Annotated in this window: 19 protein-coding genes, 2 tRNA genes and 1 riboswitch; of the genes, 20 read left to right on the top strand and 1 reads right to left on the bottom strand. The window is 67.0% G+C overall.

Annotation, left to right across the window (positions count from 1 at the left end):
* The first annotated feature begins 116 nt into the window (after positions 1-116).
* Positions 117-214: riboswitch (TPP riboswitch) on the top strand.
* From AC1DKQ_RS16340 to AC1DKQ_RS16435, 20 genes are all read left to right on the top strand, one after another.
* Positions 197-1,882, top strand: coding sequence for a bifunctional hydroxymethylpyrimidine kinase/phosphomethylpyrimidine kinase (locus AC1DKQ_RS16340; RefSeq protein ID WP_476885137.1), 1,686 nt, complete (start codon positions 197-199; stop codon positions 1,880-1,882). It overlaps the preceding riboswitch by 18 nt.
* Before the next feature lie 403 nt (positions 1,883-2,285).
* Positions 2,286-2,594, top strand: a complete 309-nt coding sequence (rplU, locus tag AC1DKQ_RS16345) for a 50S ribosomal protein L21 (protein WP_018773353.1) — start codon at positions 2,286-2,288, stop codon at positions 2,592-2,594.
* A 61-nt stretch (positions 2,595-2,655) separates the two neighbouring features.
* Positions 2,656-2,919, top strand: a complete 264-nt coding sequence (gene rpmA, locus AC1DKQ_RS16350; protein ID WP_069952019.1) for a 50S ribosomal protein L27 — start codon at positions 2,656-2,658, stop codon at positions 2,917-2,919.
* Positions 2,920-3,036: 117 nt separating this feature from the next.
* Complete coding sequence (obgE, locus tag AC1DKQ_RS16355) at positions 3,037-4,623, top strand: GTPase ObgE (RefSeq protein ID WP_476885138.1); 1,587 nt, start codon at positions 3,037-3,039, stop codon at positions 4,621-4,623.
* Complete coding sequence (proB, locus tag AC1DKQ_RS16360; protein ID WP_476885139.1) at positions 4,613-5,785, top strand: glutamate 5-kinase; 1,173 nt, start codon at positions 4,613-4,615, stop codon at positions 5,783-5,785. Before obgE ends, proB begins: the two co-directional genes overlap by 11 nt.
* Positions 5,786-5,811: 26 nt before the next feature.
* Positions 5,812-7,203 (top strand): glutamate-5-semialdehyde dehydrogenase, encoded by a 1,392-nt coding sequence (locus AC1DKQ_RS16365; protein WP_476885140.1) that lies wholly within the window; start codon positions 5,812-5,814, stop codon positions 7,201-7,203.
* A gap of 80 nt (positions 7,204-7,283) precedes the next feature.
* Positions 7,284-7,523, top strand: coding sequence for a hypothetical protein (locus AC1DKQ_RS16370; RefSeq protein WP_476885141.1), 240 nt, complete (start codon positions 7,284-7,286; stop codon positions 7,521-7,523).
* Between the two features lie 55 nt (positions 7,524-7,578).
* On the top strand, positions 7,579-8,262 hold the full coding sequence (nadD, locus tag AC1DKQ_RS16375; protein WP_476885216.1) for a nicotinate-nucleotide adenylyltransferase: 684 nt from the start codon (positions 7,579-7,581) through the stop codon (positions 8,260-8,262).
* A 7-nt stretch (positions 8,263-8,269) separates the two neighbouring features.
* Positions 8,270-9,529, top strand: a complete 1,260-nt coding sequence (locus tag AC1DKQ_RS16380; protein WP_476919585.1) for a hypothetical protein — start codon at positions 8,270-8,272, stop codon at positions 9,527-9,529.
* Between the two features lie 132 nt (positions 9,530-9,661).
* Complete coding sequence (gene rsfS, locus AC1DKQ_RS16385; RefSeq protein ID WP_277525625.1) at positions 9,662-10,063, top strand: ribosome silencing factor; 402 nt, start codon at positions 9,662-9,664, stop codon at positions 10,061-10,063.
* Between the two features lie 166 nt (positions 10,064-10,229).
* Positions 10,230-10,302, top strand: a tRNA-Ala gene (locus tag AC1DKQ_RS16390).
* A 187-nt stretch (positions 10,303-10,489) separates the two neighbouring features.
* Positions 10,490-10,565: transfer RNA gene (locus tag AC1DKQ_RS16395), tRNA-Ala, on the top strand.
* A 220-nt stretch (positions 10,566-10,785) separates the two neighbouring features.
* Positions 10,786-11,607, top strand: a complete 822-nt coding sequence (locus AC1DKQ_RS16400) for an amino acid ABC transporter substrate-binding protein (protein ID WP_476885143.1) — start codon at positions 10,786-10,788, stop codon at positions 11,605-11,607.
* Positions 11,608-11,643: 36 nt separating this feature from the next.
* A complete protein-coding gene (locus AC1DKQ_RS16405; protein ID WP_476885144.1) occupies positions 11,644-12,309 on the top strand; it encodes an amino acid ABC transporter permease in 666 nt (221 codons plus the stop codon).
* Positions 12,296-13,147, top strand: coding sequence for an amino acid ABC transporter ATP-binding protein (locus AC1DKQ_RS16410; RefSeq protein ID WP_476885145.1), 852 nt, complete (start codon positions 12,296-12,298; stop codon positions 13,145-13,147). The genes AC1DKQ_RS16405 and AC1DKQ_RS16410 overlap by 14 nt, the downstream gene beginning before the upstream one ends.
* A 48-nt stretch (positions 13,148-13,195) precedes the next feature.
* A complete protein-coding gene (locus AC1DKQ_RS16415) occupies positions 13,196-13,408 on the top strand; it encodes an alkylphosphonate utilization protein (protein ID WP_476885146.1) in 213 nt (70 codons plus the stop codon).
* Positions 13,409-13,451: 43 nt separating this feature from the next.
* Positions 13,452-14,618, top strand: a complete 1,167-nt coding sequence (locus AC1DKQ_RS16420; RefSeq protein ID WP_476885147.1) for an NAD(P)-binding domain-containing protein — start codon at positions 13,452-13,454, stop codon at positions 14,616-14,618.
* Between the two features lie 452 nt (positions 14,619-15,070).
* Positions 15,071-16,357 (top strand): LGFP repeat-containing protein, encoded by a 1,287-nt coding sequence (locus AC1DKQ_RS16425; RefSeq protein ID WP_476885148.1) that lies wholly within the window; start codon positions 15,071-15,073, stop codon positions 16,355-16,357.
* 219 nt (positions 16,358-16,576) lie between these two features.
* Positions 16,577-17,752, top strand: a complete 1,176-nt coding sequence (locus AC1DKQ_RS16430) for a class I SAM-dependent methyltransferase (RefSeq protein WP_476885149.1) — start codon at positions 16,577-16,579, stop codon at positions 17,750-17,752.
* A gap of 156 nt (positions 17,753-17,908) precedes the next feature.
* Complete coding sequence (locus tag AC1DKQ_RS16435; protein WP_476885150.1) at positions 17,909-19,111, top strand: ROK family transcriptional regulator; 1,203 nt, start codon at positions 17,909-17,911, stop codon at positions 19,109-19,111.
* Between the two features lie 59 nt (positions 19,112-19,170).
* Here AC1DKQ_RS16435 and AC1DKQ_RS16440 read toward each other — a convergent pair whose 3' ends face one another.
* Positions 19,171-19,368: a hypothetical protein gene (locus tag AC1DKQ_RS16440; protein ID WP_377984923.1), complete on the bottom strand. Its 198-nt coding sequence runs from the start codon at positions 19,366-19,368 to the stop codon at positions 19,171-19,173.
* Between the last annotated feature and the right edge of the window lie 220 nt (positions 19,369-19,588).

Raw genomic sequence — 19,588 nt, forward strand, 5'->3', positions numbered from 1 at the left:
GTCACTTCGACCGGTCGGGCTGCGGGCCCGGGCCCGAGCGGGCGTAACATACGTCCGCTCCGGCCCGGGCCCGCTGCTGCGTTAACGGGCCAGCCCGGCGGCAACGGCTAGGCTGGGACACTGACACGGGGTGCCGCGCATCGGGCCGGCTGAGATCCAGACCCGTTGAACCTGTCCGGTTAGCACCGGCGAAGGGATGTCTGACTTGTCCGCGAGATCGAATCCGTCCGAGTTTCCGCCCAGCGAGTTTCTGCTCCCCCAGTCCTCACCGCCGTCCCCGTCCGCGCCGCTGCGCATTCCCCGCGTGCTCGCCATCGCCGGCTCCGACCCGTCCGGCGGGGCCGGGATCCAGGCCGACCTGAAGAGCATCGCAGCCAACGGCGGCTACGGCATGGCCGCCATCACGGCCCTGACAGCACAAAATACCCAGGGCGTGCGCGCCGTCCACGTGCCCCCGGCCGCGTTCCTCACCGCCCAGCTGGACGCCATCAGCGACGACATCGGCATCGATGCCGTCAAGATCGGCATGCTCGGCGACGCCGCAGTGATCCACGCCGTCCGCGTCTGGCTGGAGAAGGTGCGGCCCGCCGTCGTCGTCCTGGACCCGGTAATGGTCGCCACCAGCGGCGACCGGCTGCTCCAGGAGTCGGCCGAGGCCGCCCTGCAGGCCCTCCTGCCGCTGGCGGACCTCATCACGCCGAACCTGGCCGAACTCGCTATCCTGCTCAAAGAGCCCGCCGCGGCCGACTGGGCCGAGGCCCTGGCCCAGGGCAAGCGGCTGGCCGCCCTGACCGGCACCACTGTGCTGGTCAAGGGCGGTCATCTCCAGGGCGGACAACCCGGGAACGGGCCCGGCCCTGACTGCGATGACGGCGACGTCGCGCAGGGCGGGAACGGCGCCGACGGCGGCTGCCCGGATGCGCTGGTCAACACCGGTGGCCTGCTCGGCACCGAAACGGTGGTGGTGCCGGGGGAGCGGATCGCCACGCGCAACAGCCACGGCACCGGCTGCTCCCTGTCCTCGGCCATGGCCACCGTGCAGGCCCGGGTGGGGGACTGGGAAGCGGCGTTGCGGGAGGTGAAGCCGTGGCTGCTGGGTGCGCTCCGTGAAGCCGCGGTCCTGGACGTCGGTTCCGGGAACGGCCCGGTCCACCACTTCCACCACGTGCAGCACCTCGCGAACGGCCAGCACGGCCAGGTCAGCCAGGCAAGCCACGTACACGGTCCGGCCGAAGGCGAGTTCGCCGCAGCCCTGCGCGAAGGGGCTTCTGGCGATCTTGACGCCATCTACGCCCTGGACTTCATCCGCGGACTGGCCGACGGAACCCTGCCCGAGCACGAGTTCGCCTACTACCTCGCCCAGGACGCCATCTACCTCAACGGCTACTCCCGGGTCCTGGCCCGAGCTGCCGCGATCGCCCCCACCGAGGCCGAACAGCTGTTCTGGGCCCGTTCGGCGCAGACCTGCCTGGAGGTCGAGTCCGAGCTGCACCGGTCCTGGCTTAGCACCCGCCCCACGGCGCCCACCCTGGGCCCAGTGACGAAGTCCTACGTGGACCACCTGCTGGCCGCCTCGGTGTCCGGCAGCTACGGGGTCCTCGTGGCGGCAGCCCTGCCGTGCTTCTGGCTCTACGCCGAGGTCGGTTCCACCCTGCACCGAGAGTTCCTGGCCGGCGGCGCCTCCGTGGCACACCCGTACGCCGACTGGCTGCGGACGTACGCCGATGAGGACTTCGCCGCCGCCACCCGGCAGGCCATCGCGTACACGGACACTGCGGCAAGACGGGCATCCGGGAGCGAGCGGGAGGCCATGGCACTGGCTTTCCGCCAGTCATCGGGGTACGAAGTGGCCTTCTTCGACGCGCCGCGGCTGTACGCCTGACACAACCTGCCGCGCACAGCCGGTACGATAGTGGGGCACGGTTCCGGAAGTCGTTGCGGAATCACAGCATCTAGACGGTCGAGATCAAGGTCAAGAACATTGACATGATCTTTGCTTCAAGACGTTGTGGCGCCTATCACGGACTATCCGCCGGAACCAGCCTCATTTGCGGCCGAAGGCAAAATTAGCGTATTCTAGATCTTCGGTGCTTACGCCAACACTTGGGTTACGACCCTGTGAACAGCCTGCTTGGAATTCCAAGTGGATTTGTTCCGGGGGTAGCTCATGGGTTCCCCCGGGGAACCCACCGGCGTTGAGGCACAGCGTGAACCGGTCCATAAAATTTGGTTCCAGGTTCCGCACGCAAATCTAGTAATAAACGTCGAGAGAAGTGAGTTCCCCAGTGGTGTACGCGATTGTCCGCGCAGGCGGCCGCCAAGAGAAGGTTTCCGTTGGAGACTTCGTTACCCTGAACCGCGTCCCCGGTGGAGCCGGCAGCACCTTTGAGTTGCCCGCACTGCTCCTGGTGGACGGTGACAAAGTCACGTCTGCCGCTGCGGACCTGGCCAAGGTAACGGTTACGGCTGAGATCCTCGAAGACCTTCGTGGTCCGAAGATCGTCATCCAGAAGTTCAAGAACAAGACCGGTTACAAGAAGCGCCAGGGTCACCGTCAGGAATTGACCAAGGTCAAGATCACCGGTATCAAGTAACTCTTCGTTACCGTTCAGGTTCCAGCAGATTCCCCAGAATTTTTGAAGGCAGGCATTCCAAATGGCACATAAAAAAGGCGCGAGTTCCACTCGCAACGGTCGTGACTCCAACGCCCAGTACCTTGGCGTCAAGCGCTTCGGTGGCCAGGTAGTTTCCGCAGGCGAGATCATCGTCCGCCAGCGTGGCACCCACTTCCACCCGGGCGCCGGCGTCGGCCGCGGCGGCGATGACACCCTGTTCGCACTGGCCCCCGGTGCTGTCGAGTTCGGCACCCGCCGTGGTCGCCGCGTTGTGAACATCGTGGCTGCTGCAGCTGCAGAGTAGCAATAAGTTCTAAATCGGTGGGGCGGGCCATTAGGTCCGCTCCACCGGTGTTTTAACCGCATTACAATCATCTTGGGCCCCTTTGTGGGTCCGGGGAACAGCACTGAGGAGATCCACGTGGCGAGCTTTGTAGACCGGGTAGTACTGCACGTATCCGGCGGTACCGGCGGCCACGGCTGTGTCTCCGTTCACCGCGAGAAGTTCAAGCCCCTCGGCGGTCCCGACGGCGGCAACGGCGGCAACGGCGGCGACGTCATCCTGCGCGTCGACCCCCAGACCACCACCTTGCTCGACTACCACCACGCGCCCCACCGGCACGCCACCAACGGCGGCCCCGGCATGGGCGACTGGCGCGGCGGCAAGAACGGCGAAACCTTGATCCTTCCGGTGCCCGTGGGCACCGTGGTGAAGTCCAAGTCCGGCGAAGTCATCGCCGACCTCGTGGCCGAAGGCGACGAATACATCGCCGCCGCCGGCGGCATCGGAGGCCTCGGCAACGCGTCCCTGTCCTCCCAGAAGCGCCGGGCCCCCGGCTTCGCGCTGCTCGGCATCGAGGGCGAATCCAGCGACGTCGTCCTGGAACTGAAGTCCATCGCGGACATCGCCCTGGTCGGCTTCCCCTCCGCCGGCAAATCCAGCCTGATCGCCGCCATGTCGGCCGCCCGGCCCAAGATCGCCGACTACCCCTTCACCACCCTCATCCCGAACCTGGGCGTCGTCCAGGCCGGTGAAGTCCGCTTCACCATCGCCGACGTTCCCGGCCTGATCGAAGGCGCCAGCGAAGGCAAGGGCCTCGGCCACCACTTCCTGCGCCACGTCGAACGCTGCGCCGCCCTGGTCCACGTCCTGGACTGCGGCACGCTCGAATCCGACCGCGATCCGCTCTCCGACCTCGCCATCATCGAGGCCGAGCTGGAGAAGTACGCCGTGGACTTGAGCTACAGCGGATCCGACGGCGAAGTGGTTCCGCTGAACCACCGCCCCCGCCTGGTGGCCCTGAACAAGGTGGACCTGCCCGACGGCAAGGACATGGCCGAGTTCGTCCGCCCCGAACTGGAATCCCGCGGCTACAAGGTCTTCGAAATCTCCGCGACAAGCCACGAAGGCCTCCGCCAGCTCGGCTTCGCCATGGCCGAAATCGTCCAGGCCGCCCGTGACGCCGTCGCCGCGGCCCCGCCGAAGGTGGCGGCCCCCGTGCTGCGCCCCCGCGCCGTCAACGAGAGCGGCTTCACAATCCGCCGCGAAGAGAAGAACCTCGAGCCGCTCTTCCGCGTCCTTGGCGACAAGCCCGTGCGCTGGGTCAAGCAGACCGACTTCACCAACGAGGAAGCCATCGGCTACCTCGCAGACCGCCTGGCCAAGCTCGGCGTGGAAAACGAACTGTTCAAGCAGGGTGCCGTGCCGGGCGACACGGTGGTCATCGGCGAGGACGACGGCGTCGTCTTCGACTGGGAGCCGACCATGATGGCCGGCGCCGAGCTGCTCGCCTCGCCGCGCGGCACCGACGTGCGCTTCGCCGACATCGGCGACCGCCCGACGCGTGGCCAGAAGCGCGACGAACAGCAGGAACGCCGCGACGCCAAGGCCGCCGCCCGCGCTGAACTCGAAGCAGAACGCAAGGCCGGCATCTGGACCGAGTCCGTCAGCGGACGCCGGGCGCGGCCGCTCAAGGAGAGTGGACTGGGCGCAACAGATGACGAGTAAGACCGTCATCGAGCACCGGTCGCAGCCCCTCAAGGCCCAGACCCTCAACGCCCCGGACCGCACCGCGCTGTCCGGGGCGCGCCGGATTGTCGTCAAGGTGGGCTCGTCCTCGCTGACGTCCATCAAGGGCGGGATCTCCGAAGAGGCCCTGACCGCCCTCGCCGACGCCCTGGCGCACAAGCGCAACGCCGGCACGGAGATCATTCTGGTGTCCTCCGGCGCCATCGCCGCCGGGCTCGCCCCACTGGGACTTGAGAAGCGTCCCCGGGACCTCGCCACGCAGCAGGCCGCAGCCAGTGTGGGCCAGGGCCTGCTGATGGCCCGGTACACCCATGCCTTCGGGGCACACGGGGTCACCGTCAGCCAGGTGCTGCTGACCGCGGAAGACCTCGTGCGCCGCAGCCAGCACACCAACGCGTTCCGCGCGCTGAACCGGCTAATGAACCTCGGCGTCGTCCCCGTGGTCAACGAAAACGACACCGTGGCCACCCACGAAATCCGCTTTGGCGACAACGACCGGCTCGCGGCCCTGGTGGCCCACCTGGTCCGCGCCGACGCACTCCTGCTGCTCTCCGACGTCGACTCCCTGTACGACGGCCCGCCTTCGCACGGCGCCAAACGGATTGCGCACGTCTCCGGCCCCCACGACCTCGATGGCGTGTCGATTGGCAGTACCGGCAAGGCCGGCGTGGGCACGGGCGGCATGGCCACCAAGGTCGAAGCCGCCAGCATGGCCGCCGGTTCCGGCATCCATGCCTTGGTCACCTCCACGCCCAATGCGGCTGCCGCACTGGCCGGCGAGGACGTGGGCACCTGGTTCTCCGTCAATGGTGCGCGCAAGCCGATCCGGCTTCTGTGGCTGGCCCACCTCGCGTCGGTGCAGGGCACTCTGGTGCTCGACGACGGTGCGGTCAAGGCCGTCCGCGACCGCCGCACCTCGCTGTTGCCGGCCGGGATCGCCGCGGTGAAGGGCCACTTCGAGGCCGGCGACGCCGTGGAGATGGTGTCTGTCGACAACACATTGATCGCCCGCGGGCTGGTCAACTATTCCGCCGCTGAGCTGCCCCAAATGCTGGGCCGCTCCACGCGGGAACTGGGCGAGGCGCTGGGCCGCGGATATGACCGCGAAGTTGTTCATGTTGACGACTTGGTGCTGGTCTAGGTCCACTGGACGCCTAAACTGGGAGCATGACTGAGGCCCTGACTTCCGCTGCCGTGCCCGCCAACGCCGCCCCGGCTGAGCCCGCCACCTCTGGCACTCCCGTTCCCGCACAGGGTTACGCCGGGGAGCCGGATCCGGCTGGAACGCCGGCCACGGCAGCGGACATCGAAGCCGCCGTCCACGCGATCGCCGACCGCTCACGCCACGCCGCCCGCAAGATGGCGCACGCCAACCGGGCCTGGAAGGACCGGGGCCTGCGCGCCATCGGCAAGGCGCTGGTGGAACACAAGCACCAGATCCTGGCCGCCAACGTCAAGGACGTCGCGGCCGGCCGGTCCGGTGGCACCAGCGTTGCCCTGCTGGACCGCCTGACGCTGACCGAGTCACGCATCACGGCCCTGGCCGCCGCCCTGGAAAACCTCGCCACCTTGCCCGATCCCGTAGGAAACGTGGTGCGTGGCCAGACCCTCCCCAACGGGCTGCGCCTGCGCCAAATCAACGTGCCCATGGGGGTGGTGGCCGCGATCTACGAGGCCCGCCCGAACGTCACGGTCGACATCGCCGGCCTGGCCCTCAAGAGCGGCAACGCCGTCATCCTGCGCGGCGGATCAGCCGCCGCTGCCACCAACGCCGCCCTGATCACCATCCTGAGGGATGCGTTGGAATCGGTGGGCCTGCCCGCCGACGCCGTCCAGACCGTGGACCAGTACGGCCGCGACGGCGCCAACGCCCTCATGCGGGCGCGCGGCCGCGTGGACGTGCTCATTCCCCGCGGCGGGCGCGAGCTGATCCAGGCCGTAGTGACGAACTCCTCCGTACCGGTCATAGAGACCGGTGAGGGAAACGTCCACATCTACCTGGACGCTTCCGCCGGCGAGGAAATGGCCGTAGACATCCTCTTGAACGCCAAGACCCAGCGCCCCAGCGTCTGCAACACCGTCGAAACGCTCCTGGTGCACTCCAAGTCCACAGTCCTTCCCGCCGTCGCCGCGGCACTGCGGGCAGCGGGGGTCACCCTCCATGTGGACCAGCGGATCCGCGCCGCGCTGCCCGCGTCGATCCCCACCGTTCCGGCCACGGAGGAAGACTGGGCCACTGAATACATGGACCTGGACTTGGCGGTGGCCATGGTGGACAGCCTGGACGAGGCCGTCAACCACATCCGGAAGTGGACCACGGGCCACACCGAGGCGATCCTGACCAACGACCTCGCCAACGCCGAGCGCTTCATCGCCGAGGTCGATTCGGCCGCCGTGATCGTGAACGCCTCCACCCGCTTTACCGACGGCGGCGAGCTCGGCCTCGGCGCCGAGGTGGGGATTTCCACCCAAAAACTGCATGCCCGAGGCCCCATGGGACTGACGGAGCTGACCACCACGAAGTGGATCGTGCAGGGCGAGGGCCAGATCCGGGGCTAGCAACGCTGTAACATGGAACGGAAGACCGGAACGGCGGGCACCTCCGCCGTCGTCAAATTTTAAACTCACTAGGGGAGAACATGCTGTCGCAGCAGATCGCCACTTTCGTCGCCGCCGTCGGCGAATCGGGCCACGAGGAACTCGCACCGCTCATCGCACCGCCGTTTGTCATTGGCGGTTCCATGTTCCTGATTCTGGTAACCCTGCTGCTGATCACGCTGTCCTACTCCAACCTGGGCAGGCGCCACGTGGCCGTCGAGGAGCACGCGGATCCGCACCGCCAGCACCCGAACAAGCACGATCACGGCCAAGGTCACTAATATTTCCGCCACCATGAGGCAGCGCGGCGCCCAGCGCCGCCTGCGTCTGGGTGTGATGGGCGGCACGTTCGATCCCATCCACCACGGCCACCTTGTCGCGGCCAGTGAGGTCGCGGCCAAGTTCGACCTCGACGAGGTCGTGTTTGTGCCCACCGGCCAGCCCTGGCAGAAGAATGCCAAGAAGGTCAGCGAAGCCGAGCACCGGTATCTCATGACGGTCATCGCCACGGCCTCGAACCCGCGCTTCACTGTGAGCCGGGTTGACGTTGACCGTCCGGGGCCGACCTACACGATCGACACCCTGCGTGACCTGCACACCCTGCGGCCGGAAGCCGATCTGTTCTTCATCACCGGCGCGGACGCCCTGGCCCAGATTTTGTCCTGGAAAGACATCGACGAACTCTGGTCCCTGGCACACTTCGTGGGCGTGACCCGGCCAGGCCACGTCCTGGACGGCATGGGCCGCAAAGACGTCAGCCTCCTGGAGGTCCCGGCCATGGCCATCTCCTCCACGGACTGCCGCACGAGGGTGGCCGAAGGCAACCCTGTCTGGTATCTCGTTCCGGACGGGGTGGTCCAGTACATCGCCAAGTACGGCCTGTACCACAGCAGCACCGACCCGCTTCGCGCCGATGCCGAACACGCCGAGGCCACCAATACCGGAAACGGCAGCACAGGGGTTGACCCCGCACAGCACGATCCCACCTTCGAGATAACCCAACCAGCCAGCACTGAATGAGTTTGCCATGAGTCAGGAACAGCCTCCCATCCGCAGCCGCCGCGAACTGCGGCAGGCCAGAGATGAACGTCTGGACACTCCGGGACCCGGCGAGCCGACCGAGGCCGAAATCACCGGCCGGCGTCGCGTCGCTGACGCTCCGGTGGACTCTGTGCCTGGCGCTGCCGAGCGGTCATCCCAGGTCCGGGCACGGGACCGTGCCGCGCTGCGCACCATCAAGGAACTCGCCGAGAAGGAAGGCCAGCTGGCGCAGGGAGGGCCACCCACACGGCGCCAGCTCCGGCTCCTGGAACTGGCCACCGAGACCGCCCCCGCCACCCAGGCCAACACGATCGTGCCGGTGTCGCCGCGGACCCGCGCCACTCCGGTGGTTTCCCCGGCTCAGAAGAACGCTGCTCAGAAGAACGCGGCTCAGAAGGACGCTGGTCAGAAGGACGCCGCCCCGAAGGATGCCGCCCCGAAGGATGCCGCCCCGTCAGCCGCCCCGGCGCCCAAGGTTCCGGCGGCCGGCGGCGCAGGACCCGGCGGGAAGACGTCAGAGGGCCTGACCGTGGAGCAGGCGCTGGCCGCCCGGGAACTCCTCGCGGAGCAGGCCAAGAACCAAGTGGCCAAGATGGAGCACATCGCGGCCACGGATCCCGACGCCGTCGACCCTGCCGTCCTGGCCGAGCAGATCGCCTTGGCGGAGCGCGCCGCGGTGCTGAACCGCCGCGCCGCCGCCAAGCAGAAGCTCGCAGAGCAAAACAGCCAGCCGGCAGCTCCCCGCAACGATCCGACCACGGCCAACAACCTGGCCATGGTCACCCCCTTGGAATTTGAGAAGGTTCCCGGCGTGGAGCGGCCCGTCATGAAGCGCCCTGCCACGTCGTACGTTCCGGTGGTCACCAACCCGGGTCCCCGGCTGGATACACCACGGAAACCCGGCCTGCGGCGGCCAAGCTTGTCCCGCCAGCGGCCCGCAGCTCCGGCTACGGGTTCTGCCGCTGGCAGGGCAGGCGTCCTGGCCCGGGCAGAAGCTGCCGCCAAGGCCGGACCGGCACGGCCGGCAAGCGCCGCGGCGAATACCGCCGGGGAGAACGACGAGCGCTTGGTGGGCGGGGAGCCCGTGGCCGCGAATTCGGCCTACGGACTGGAACCCCTGGATGCCGCTACCGCCGGGCTGGGCCGGGCGCGGCGCCTGCGCATGCTGCAGTTCGGCGTCCTGGCCTTGGGGATCGTTGCCCTCATCGCCGGCATCACGCTGATCGTCACCGGGCTGGCCCGCTAGGCCGGCGGCCGTCCACGTCATTAAGAAACGGCACCGCGGCGATTCGGCCCTATTTTCACCGCAGCGTTCGCCCCGCAGTTTTCGTTCCAAGAATTTTCATCACCATAGATTTTCATCACTACAAGGAGTCCCGTGACTGCAACCGATTCATCCATCACTACCGCCCGCCACGCAGCCCGCGCTGCCTCGGAGAAGCTTGCCGAGGACATCGTGGCCCTGGATGTCAGCGAACGGCTGGCCCTGGCTGACGTCTTCCTGATCGCCTCGGCCCCGAGCGAACGCCAGGTCAATGCGATCGTGGACGGCATCGAGGACGAGCTCGCCAAGTTCGACCAGAAGCCCGTCCGCCGCGAGGGCCGCTCCGGCGGTCGCTGGGTCCTGCTGGACTACTCCAACGTCGTCATCCACGTCCAGCACGAGGAAGACCGCATCTTCTACGCCCTCGAACGCCTGTGGAAGGACTGCCCCGTCGTCGATCTGCAGCTGGGCGACGACGCCTCCGCCAAGGCCTCCGCCGGTACCGACACGGAGTAACAATCCGCGCACCGGCCACGCGCCGGCGGCGCTAAACAGAGGCGAATATGCCCGATTTGGAATTTTCCGAAGGGCTGGTCTAAGATATTTGAGTTGCTTCGGAGAGATCCGGACAAAGAACCGGAGCTTTGCAGGTCAGTAGACGTGCTCGGAGCAGCGAAAATTCGGGGCTGTGGCGCAGCTGGTAGCGCACCTGCATGGCATGCAGGGGGTCAGGGGTTCGAGTCCCCTCAGCTCCACCGGGTAATCCGCCGGAATCGAAAGATTCCGGCGGATTTTTTTCTGCCCGGATCCAGGATGGGGACCGCACCCGGGGCAGCTCACTCGTCCAGTTTCACCGGCCGGCGAGCCGATTAGCGTGAACGCGATTTGTGGTTTAAGCTAATCAGGTTGCTTGCGGGACGTTGATTCGTCCTCAGGAAATTCGGGGCTGTGGCGCAGCTGGTAGCGCACCTGCATGGCATGCAGGGGGTCAGGGGTTCGAGTCCCCTCAGCTCCACCAGAAAGGGAATTACCGTCAGGCGGTGGTTCCCTTTTTCGTATCCTGCGCAGGTGTGCCGCACGTCAAAACGTCCATCAGTCAAGACCGTCTCATGGCCGGACGTCACAAACTGTCATTTAAGCTCTCCACCCTGAGCAGGACCTTGCTATCGTCGCTAGGAGACAGGCCGCCACGCGGCTCAGCTGGAAGGCCATTTCCGGCTCGACGACTAAGGACCATCATGAAGCGCACACGACTTTCAGTTATCGGCCTCATTGCTGCAGCAGGGCTCGCCCTGGCGGGGTGCGGCTCCGCGTCCACCACTCCGGCCAGCTCGGCGCCGGCAGCCGGCGCGGACACGTCCCTGAGCGACGTCAAGAGCGCGGGCGTGCTCAAGGTCGGCACGGAAGGCACCTATAAGCCGTTCACGTTCCACGCCAACGGCAGCGGTGAACTGACCGGCTACGACGTGGAGATCATCAACGCCGTCGCCGCGAAGCTGGGCGTCAAGCCGGCCTTCCAGGAGACGCAGTTCGACGCCATCTTCGCCGGCCTGGACGCCAAACGGTTCGACGTCGTCGCCAACCAGGTTTCCATCACGGACGAACGCAAGGCGAAGTACGATTTCTCCACTCCTTACACGGTGAGCACCGGCGTCATCGTCACCAAGTCTGACAACCACGACATCACCTCCTTCGACAGCCTGAAGGGCAAGACCACGGCGCAGTCCCTGACCAGCAACTGGTACAAACTGGCGCAGCAGAGCGGCGCGAACGTCGAGGCCGTGGAGGGCTGGGCACAGGCCATCACGCTGCTCAAGCAGGGCCGTGTCGATGCCACCATCAACGACAAGCTGACCTACCTGGACTCCCAGAAGACCGACCACGACGCCGCCATCAAGATTGCCGCCGAGACCACTGACAAGTCGCTGAGCGCCTTCGCCCTGCGCAAGGGATCGACCAGCCTGACCGACGCCATCAACAAGGCCCTCGGCGAGCTGGCGGCCGACGGCACCCTGACGAAGATCTCCCAGAAGTACTTCGACGCCGACGTCTCAAAGTAGGCCTGTGAAAGCCGCAGAGAAACGCCGAGTCCGGGCATGAACATCAACTGGGAACTCGTGTGGTCATCGCTGGGCCCCCTCCTGATCGGGGCAATCACCGGCACTATTCCCTTGGCGCTGGCCTCGTTCAGCCTCGGCCTGCTGCTGGCCCTGGTGGTCGCCCTCATGCGGCTGAGCCGCAATCGCGCGCTCTCCGCGGTGGCACGGACCTACATTTCCGTCATCCGCGGAACCCCGCTCCTGGTCCAGCTGTTCGTCATCTTCTACGGACTGCCGTCCGTCGGAATCACCATCAGCCCCTGGCCCAGCGCCATCATCGCGTTCTCCCTGAACGTCGGGGGGTATGCCGCGGAGGTCATCCGCGCGGCCATCCTGTCTGTCCCCAAGGGGCAGTGGGAGGCCGGCCACACCATCGGGATGTCGCGCCACCAGACCCTGGTGCGGATCATTTTGCCGCAGGCCGCGCGGGTCTCGGTCCCCCCGCTGTCCAACACCTTCATCAGCCTGGTCAAAGACACCTCGCTGGCGTCGCTGATCCTCGTCACCGAACTGTTCCGCGTGGCGCAGCAGGTGGCCGCTTTCAGCCAGGAATTCATGCTGCTGTACCTGGAGGCGGCCGTGATCTACTGGATCATCTGCCTCGTCCTCGCCAGCGGACAGTCCGCCCTGGAGAAGAGATTGGACCGCTATGTCGCCCACTGAACTCCCGCCCCCTGAACGGCACCCTTCCGGCCCCCTTGAACCGCCGCCCGTTGGGGTTCCGGTCCCGGACGCCGCCCTCCCGGAGGCCGCCCTGCTGACCGTCACTGGCCTGCGCAAGGCGTTCGGCCAGCACGAAGTGCTGAAATCCATCGACCTTGAGGTCCGCCGCGGCGAAGTGGTCACGTTGATCGGGCCGTCCGGATCAGGCAAGACGACGGTCCTCCGGTGCCTGAACGGCCTCGAAATGCCCGACGCCGGCGTCGCTGAGTTCGCGGGGCAACTGACCGTCGACTTCTCCAATCCGGTGGCGAAGAAGCAGGTGCTCGCCTTGCGCGACCGCAGCGCCATGGTGTTCCAGCACTACAACCTCTTCCCGCACAAGACCGTCCTGGAGAACGTGATCGAAGGCCCCGTCCAGGTGCAGAAGCGGCCCAAAGCCGAGGCGATCCAGGCGGCCCGGGAGCTGCTGGCCCGCGTTGGCCTGGCCGGCAAGGAGGACAGCTATCCCTTTGAGCTCTCCGGCGGCCAGCAGCAGCGTGTCGGCATTGTGCGTGCCCTCGCCCTGCGCCCGCAACTGCTGCTCTTCGACGAGCCCACCTCGGCGCTGGACCCGGAACTCGTGGGCGAGGTCCTGACCGTCATCAAGGAACTCGCGGACGAGGGCTGGACCATGGTGGTGGTCACTCACGAGCTCGCGTTCGCCCGCCAGGTGGCCGACGAAGTCATCTTCATGGACGGCGGCGTGGTGGTCGAACGCGGCCACCCCGACACTGTGCTGCGGGACCCGCGGGAAGAACGCACGCGGCAGTTCGTGGACCGCCTTCTGAACCCGTTCTAAGGCGTTCCAGGCGGTGACGGGCGAGCAACGGCGACTAAACTTGGACGGGTGAACGACTCCCTGCCCCCGTGTCCCGAATGTTCCAGCGAATACACTTATGTCAAGGACCTGAAAATCAAGGGCAGCTCCACGGTCATCAAGGTCGGCACAAAGGTCCGCGGTATCCGCCTGGTCAACGGTGTTGGCGACCACGACATCGACTGCAAGGTGGACGGCGTGGGCCCCATGCAGCTCAAGTCCAGCGTCGTCAAAAAGATCTGACCGGGGCCGGATCTTGACTGGCCCGATCTTGACTGGCCCGATCTTGACTGCGGAGACAGCGCGCCTGGCCGACGTCGTCGTGGTCGGCGCGGGGCAGGCGGGGCTGTCGGCGGCCTACCACCTTCAGCGCCGTGGATTTGTCCCGGCGGGCTTCGTCGCGGCCGGCTCGGGAGGCGGGGCCGGCTCGGGAGGGGCCGCAGAAGGAGGACCGGCAGCAGGGGAGGGCCCGCCGGCGGGGACGTACATCGTGCTCGACGCCGAGGACGGGCCAGGCGGCGCCTGGCGGCACCGCTGGAAGAGCCTGCTGATGGCCACGGTGAACGGCATCAGCGACCTCCCGGGAATCCCGCAGCCCGACGTGGATCCCGCCGAGGCCAGCTCCAGCTTCCTCACCCGCTATTTCGGCGGGTACGAACACGACCTCGGCCTCGCGATCGAGCGGCCCGTGAAAGTGCAGTCGGTGACCCGGGAAGACGATGATCCCGCCGGACGGCTGACCGTCACTACCTCCCGCGGCAGGTTCTCTGCCCGCGCCGTGATCAACGCGACCGGCACCTGGACCCGGCCGTTCTGGCCCATCTATCCGGGCAAGGCCAGCTTCCGCGGCCGCCAATTGCACGTCGCCGACTACGTCTCCGCCGACGACTTCCGCGGCCAGCACGTCATCGTGGTCGGCGGCGGGATCTCGGCCGTCGGGCTGCTCGATGAGATCGCCAAGGTCACCAGCACCACATGGTTCACGCGCCGGGTACCCCTCTGGCGCGAGGCTGCCTTCGACCGGCAGGCAGGCCACGACGCCGTCGCCCTCGTTGAGGAGCGGGTGCGCCAGGGCCTCCCGCCGCAGAGCGTTGTCTCCGTGACCGGCCTCATTTGGACTCCGGCCCTGCGCGCCGCCGCAGCGCGCGGCGTCCTGGACCGGCACCCCATGTTCACGGCGATCGAGCCCGACGGCGTCCGGATGGCAGACGGCAGCTTCCTGGCCGCCGGGGTCATCCTGTGGGCCACGGGATTCCGGGCCGAACTCGAACACCTCGCACCGTTGCACCTGCGCGGACCCGGCGGCGGCATCGCGATGGACGGCACCCAGGTTGCCGCCGAGCCCCGGGTGCACCTCGTCGGTTACGGGCCGTCCTCGTCCACCATCGGCGCCAACCGTGCCGGCAGGGCTGCCGTGGCCGGAATCGTCACACTGCTGGCCCGTTCGGGATAACGCAAAGCGCCCCAGCGCAGCACCCGGAGAGCGGACCCCGGCCAATGGCCGGTGCCGGGTAGAAACGGTGGCGCAACCCACGTAGTACCGGGACCTCCTTGTACGCCATTCAGGTGGCGGCCGCGTGGCAGTTGCCAAAACTCGAGTATTGGCTACGCGTGTGCTGGAGCGTCCCGGCCTTTAGGGTCATGGTCATTACTAGTTGCCTGGTACAACTTGGCGGTCGGAAGCGGGTCTCAAATGTGCCATCAAGCCATTCCTTGATTCCAGACGCACACCGTCATGGCGCGGCGCAGCCGCCCGGTGAATCAGCGTGAGGACTTCCTTCGGCGTAACGCCCTGTTGCGGGGCTGGGCGTGGGAGCCGCACGCCACCCGCTATTCAGCATCGGAGATGGCGCCGCCTGCATCCCGGGAGCTGAACAACAGATCAAGATGTGGGAGGGCAGATCAATGAGAAGGATTTTTCGACTGCTTCTGGCAATTGCGCTCGGCATACCGCTGGCGGGTTCGATCGCCTTCGATGGAGTGTCGGCTGTGGCGGCCCCCGCGGCCTGCACATCGGGCACCCCGGCGCCCGCAGACCCTTATCCCGGGACGAAGGCGGCTGCCACGAACTTTGAGTCGGGCGCCCTGTCGCCGTTCATCCCCTTCACCGCGGTCACGGGTACCGTGTCGGTCTCCTCGACGTTTTCGCACTCCAAGGGTTGCTCGGCACATCTCCATGCAACCCTGGACCATGGCTCAATCGCCAAAATGTCCGTGGGGCTGGCTTCCGGGATGAAGGAAGCTTACGCGGACGGTTGGTTCAACATCACCACGCAGGGCGTATCGGGGAACGACGTCCCATATTTCCGCTTCTTTTCCAGCGGCATCAGGTTTGTCGACGTCTTCCGGAGCAATGTCACCAATGAGCTGGTGCTCCGGACCACTGGCGCGAAGGCATTCGTTTACACCACTCTGGTGCCAACTGTTGCCTTAGGCACCTGGCATCATCTGGTAGTGCACGTCGTACCCAAGGGTGCGGCAACCGGGGTGCAGATCTGGTGGGACAACAAGTCTGTTTTTGCCCAAACGATCAACATCAGTGCGACAGCATTCGACACAGTACAGCTCGGGGCCGAACACGATCAGCAGATGGGCGACATTTACGCCGACGATGTGATCATCAACAGCGGCTCCGAAACTCCTGGACCGGTGCCGGGTACGCTCCCCGGCGGAGGCGGAGGCGGAGGCGGCGGAGGCGGGACCGTCCCGCCGGCTGCCACCACCGCGATCAAAGCAGCGGCGGCCGCGAAGCCGGCCCTCGGACCGTCGACGTCGCCAATCATCTGCGGTCTGGTCAAGGGCGGCTGCTACCAGAGGTTCCAATCCGGCACYATCCATTACGCCCCGGGCGTCGGAGCRTTCGCCACGTGGGGCGGTATCCGGGCCGCTTGGGGCAAAGTGGGCWACGAAAAAGGCAAACTCGGGTACCCGGTCAGCAAGGAAATCTGCGGGCTGGTCAAGGGCGGCTGCTACCAGGGCTTCCAGGGCGGCACTATCCATTACGCCCCGGGCGTCGGAGCGTTCGCCACGTGGGGCGGTATCCGGGCCGCTTGGGGCGCTCAAGGCTACGAACACGGACGGCTGGGCTACCCCACCACCAACGAATTCCCCATCGGCGGCGGCAGCGTCGCCCAGAACTATCAGGGAGGACGGATCTCCTGGTCACCGGTCACCGGCACCAGGATCACGTAATTCACAGGCACGGGGAACACCCATGCGTTGTCCCAGACCCCGGGCCCTAGCCGTGCCCGGCCGGGGCGCCGTCACGGGAAGCGTCACGCCGGCGGCCGAATCGGGATAACGTAAGGCGTTGCAGTGCAGCATCCGGGGACTGGCCACGCCGGCCTCACAACCGGTCTCGCACCCCTTGCTCATTACCCAAGCCTGAGAAGAAACGGCGGCACAACGCGCGTGGCGGACACCAGCATCGAATCCCTCTTTGCCCGGCTGAGAAGGTTCCCGGACGTCGAGGCCGCTAACCTGCAGGCCTGGGACGCCACCGACAAACTCCTGCTGGACACTGCCCTTGAGCTGCACGCGGCCGGCCTGCTGCCGCCTGGGCACCGGCTCACGGTTATGGGGGACCGGTACGGTGCCCTGACCCTGGGGGCTCTGAGCCTCGAAGCACTGACCGGGGCCGCGCCGGCCGGGGGAGCGCCCATCATCCGGGTCCACCAGGACCTCATCACCGGTGAACGGGCACTCCGGTCCAACGCCGCGGCGCTGGGGATCCAGGCCGGCTTCGAACACCTCCCGCTGGGCGCGGAGCTCCTGGCTGACGCCTCCCTGGTATTGCTCCAATTGCCCCGGTCCCTGGCGGAACTCGAGGAAATCGCCGACGCCGTAGCCCGCTACTCGGCGCCCGACGTCGTGCTGCTGGCGGGCGGGCGCGTCAAGCACATGAGCCTGGGCATGAACGCCGTGCTAGCGCGCTACTTCGGCGACGTCCAGCCCCAACTGGCCCGGCAGAAATCACGGCTGCTGCTGGCGCGGGGCCCCAAGCCGGTCCCGGCCGCGCTGCCCTTCCCGGTCACTGAGGTGAATGACGAACTGGGCATCACCGTCTGCGCACGCGGCGCCGTCTTTGCCGGCACCGGCCTGGACATCGGGACCAGGTTCCTGCTGGACTTCCTGTCCAAGATGCCGCACGCCGCCCACGCCGTCGACCTGGGCTGCGGCACCGGAATCCTCGCGGCGATGTACGCCCGCGCCAACCCCGGCGCCCGCGTCACCGCCACCGACCGGTCCGCGGCCGCCGTCGACTCTGCCCTCGCCACCGCCCGCGCGAACGGCCTGGACGGCCGGATCGACGTGCTCCAGGACGACGCCATGAGCTCCCTGCCCGACGCCAGCGCCGACCTCGTCATGCTCAACCCGCCGTTCCATCTGGAAGCGGCCGTTCACTCCGGCGCGGGGATCAAGCTGATCGAAGCGGCCGGCCGGGTGCTCGCTCCGGACGGGGAACTCTGGACCGTGTTCAACAGCCACCTGCACTACCGGCCGGCCCTCGAACGCCTGATCGGGCCCACCCGCGAGGTCGGCAGGAATCCGAAATTCACCGTGACGGCAAGCACCCGCCGGCCGTAGCGGGAGAAACATTGTGTCTGAAAAGCGCAAGTGTGGGCGCACGCCTGCACGTAACGTACGATTCTGACAACTGCTGTGCGTGGCCAAAGACGTTTAGAGGTAACAGTGACCGAGTTCCGGCAACCCTCTCCGAGGCGAGGGACCAACCTACCGAAGATGGGCGACTTCAACCTCACGGTCATCCTGGACGCCATCCGCCGCGCCCCGGGCGGCATGAGCCGGGTGGAGCTCGCCCAGATCGTCGGACTCTCGCCGCAGACCATCTCCAACATTTCCCGCCGCCTGCTGGATCAGCACCTGATCGTCGAGGCAGGCAAGGAAGGCACCGGACCGGGCAAACCCAGGACCATGCTCCGGCTCAATCCCGCCGGAATGTATGCGGTAGGCGTCCACCTGGACCCGGCCGTACTCACGTTCGTGGTGCTTGACCTGCTCGGCGCCGTCGTCAGGCACTCACGGATCAGCACCCCGCCCGGCACCGACCCCCGGGCCGTCATCGACACCATCTCGGACGAAATCAAGCGGCTCATCCGGGACTCCGGGGTGGACCCGGAACGGATCGCCGGGCTGGGGGTTGCCTCGCCGGGCCCCATCGACCTCAACGAGGGCGCCGTCGTTGACCCGCCGCTGCTGCCGGGCTGGGACCACGTGGGACTACGGGACGCCCTGGCCGAAGCCACGGGCCTGTCCACGCTGATGGACAAGGACGTGACCGCCGCCGCCGTGGCCGAAACCTGGGCCGGCGGCCCCAGCGGCGAGGGCAGCTTTCTCTTTATGTACATGGGGACCGGGATCGGCTGCGGGATCGTCCTCAACGACGAAGTGGTCCGCGGGACCTCGGGCAACGCCGGGGAAATCGGGCACATCATCGTGGATCCGGGCGGCGCCCTCTGCGACTGCGGACAGCACGGCTGCGTGAAGTCCTCCGCCATCCCGCAGGTGCTCGTGGCGCAGGCCGAGGCGGCCGGGGTGCTGGATGGCTCGCTCCAGGACAAGAGCGCGCCGGCGGTCCAGGAACGTTTCGCGGAATTGTGCGCGATCGCCGACGCCGGCAACGAAGAGGCCAGGGAAATCATCCGCCGGTCCGCCGTGCTCGTGGCCCGTGCCGTCTCGGCGCTCACCAACGCCCTGGACGTGGACCGCGTGGTGTTCGGGGGCCCGTTCTGGACGTGCCTGTCAGCGGCTTACTTGGAGCAGATCCCTGCCCTGGTTGACGCGAACAGCGCCACCCGGAAGATCCACGGGATCGAAGTGGTGGGCACGGGAGTGGGCGAGGACGTCGGCGCCGTCGGTGCCGCCTGCCTGGTGCTGGAACACACGCTGGCCCCGCGCTCCCAGCGGCTCCTGCTTGAGGGATGATCGGGCTCGAGGGATGGACGCGCTCGAAGGATAGGCGCCGCTGGTGGGCTGACCGGGCGTCAGTCGATGTCCTCAACCACCGTGCCATAGGGGATAGTGTCGTCCAGATGCGCCTGATGGCCGTGCGGAAGCACGAGAACCCGGACGCCGTGCGACTTTTCTGCCGCCGACTGCATGAGGACGGGCCGGACCGTGTTGATGAAGCTCTCGCTCTTGCCGGCGAGGTATTCCTTGTAGCTGGCTGGAAGCTGAATCATGGCAACAGGATAGTCCTGACCACGGGCGATGGGGAGAGCCGCAGGCGCCGGCCGGAAAGGGCCTCGGCGGCGAACATTATTCTGCCCGGCCCCGCAAACGGCCGTAAAGATGCGTCTTAATTCGGACGCCGACTTGAAGGGCCCCGCGGCCGGGCCTAGAGTTCTATACAAGTTACCTCAGTAACGTGTCAGCGATCCTCCGCTGAAGGCCGTCCCCAGG

This window comes from Arthrobacter sp. 05L421 (genome assembly GCF_056397785.1).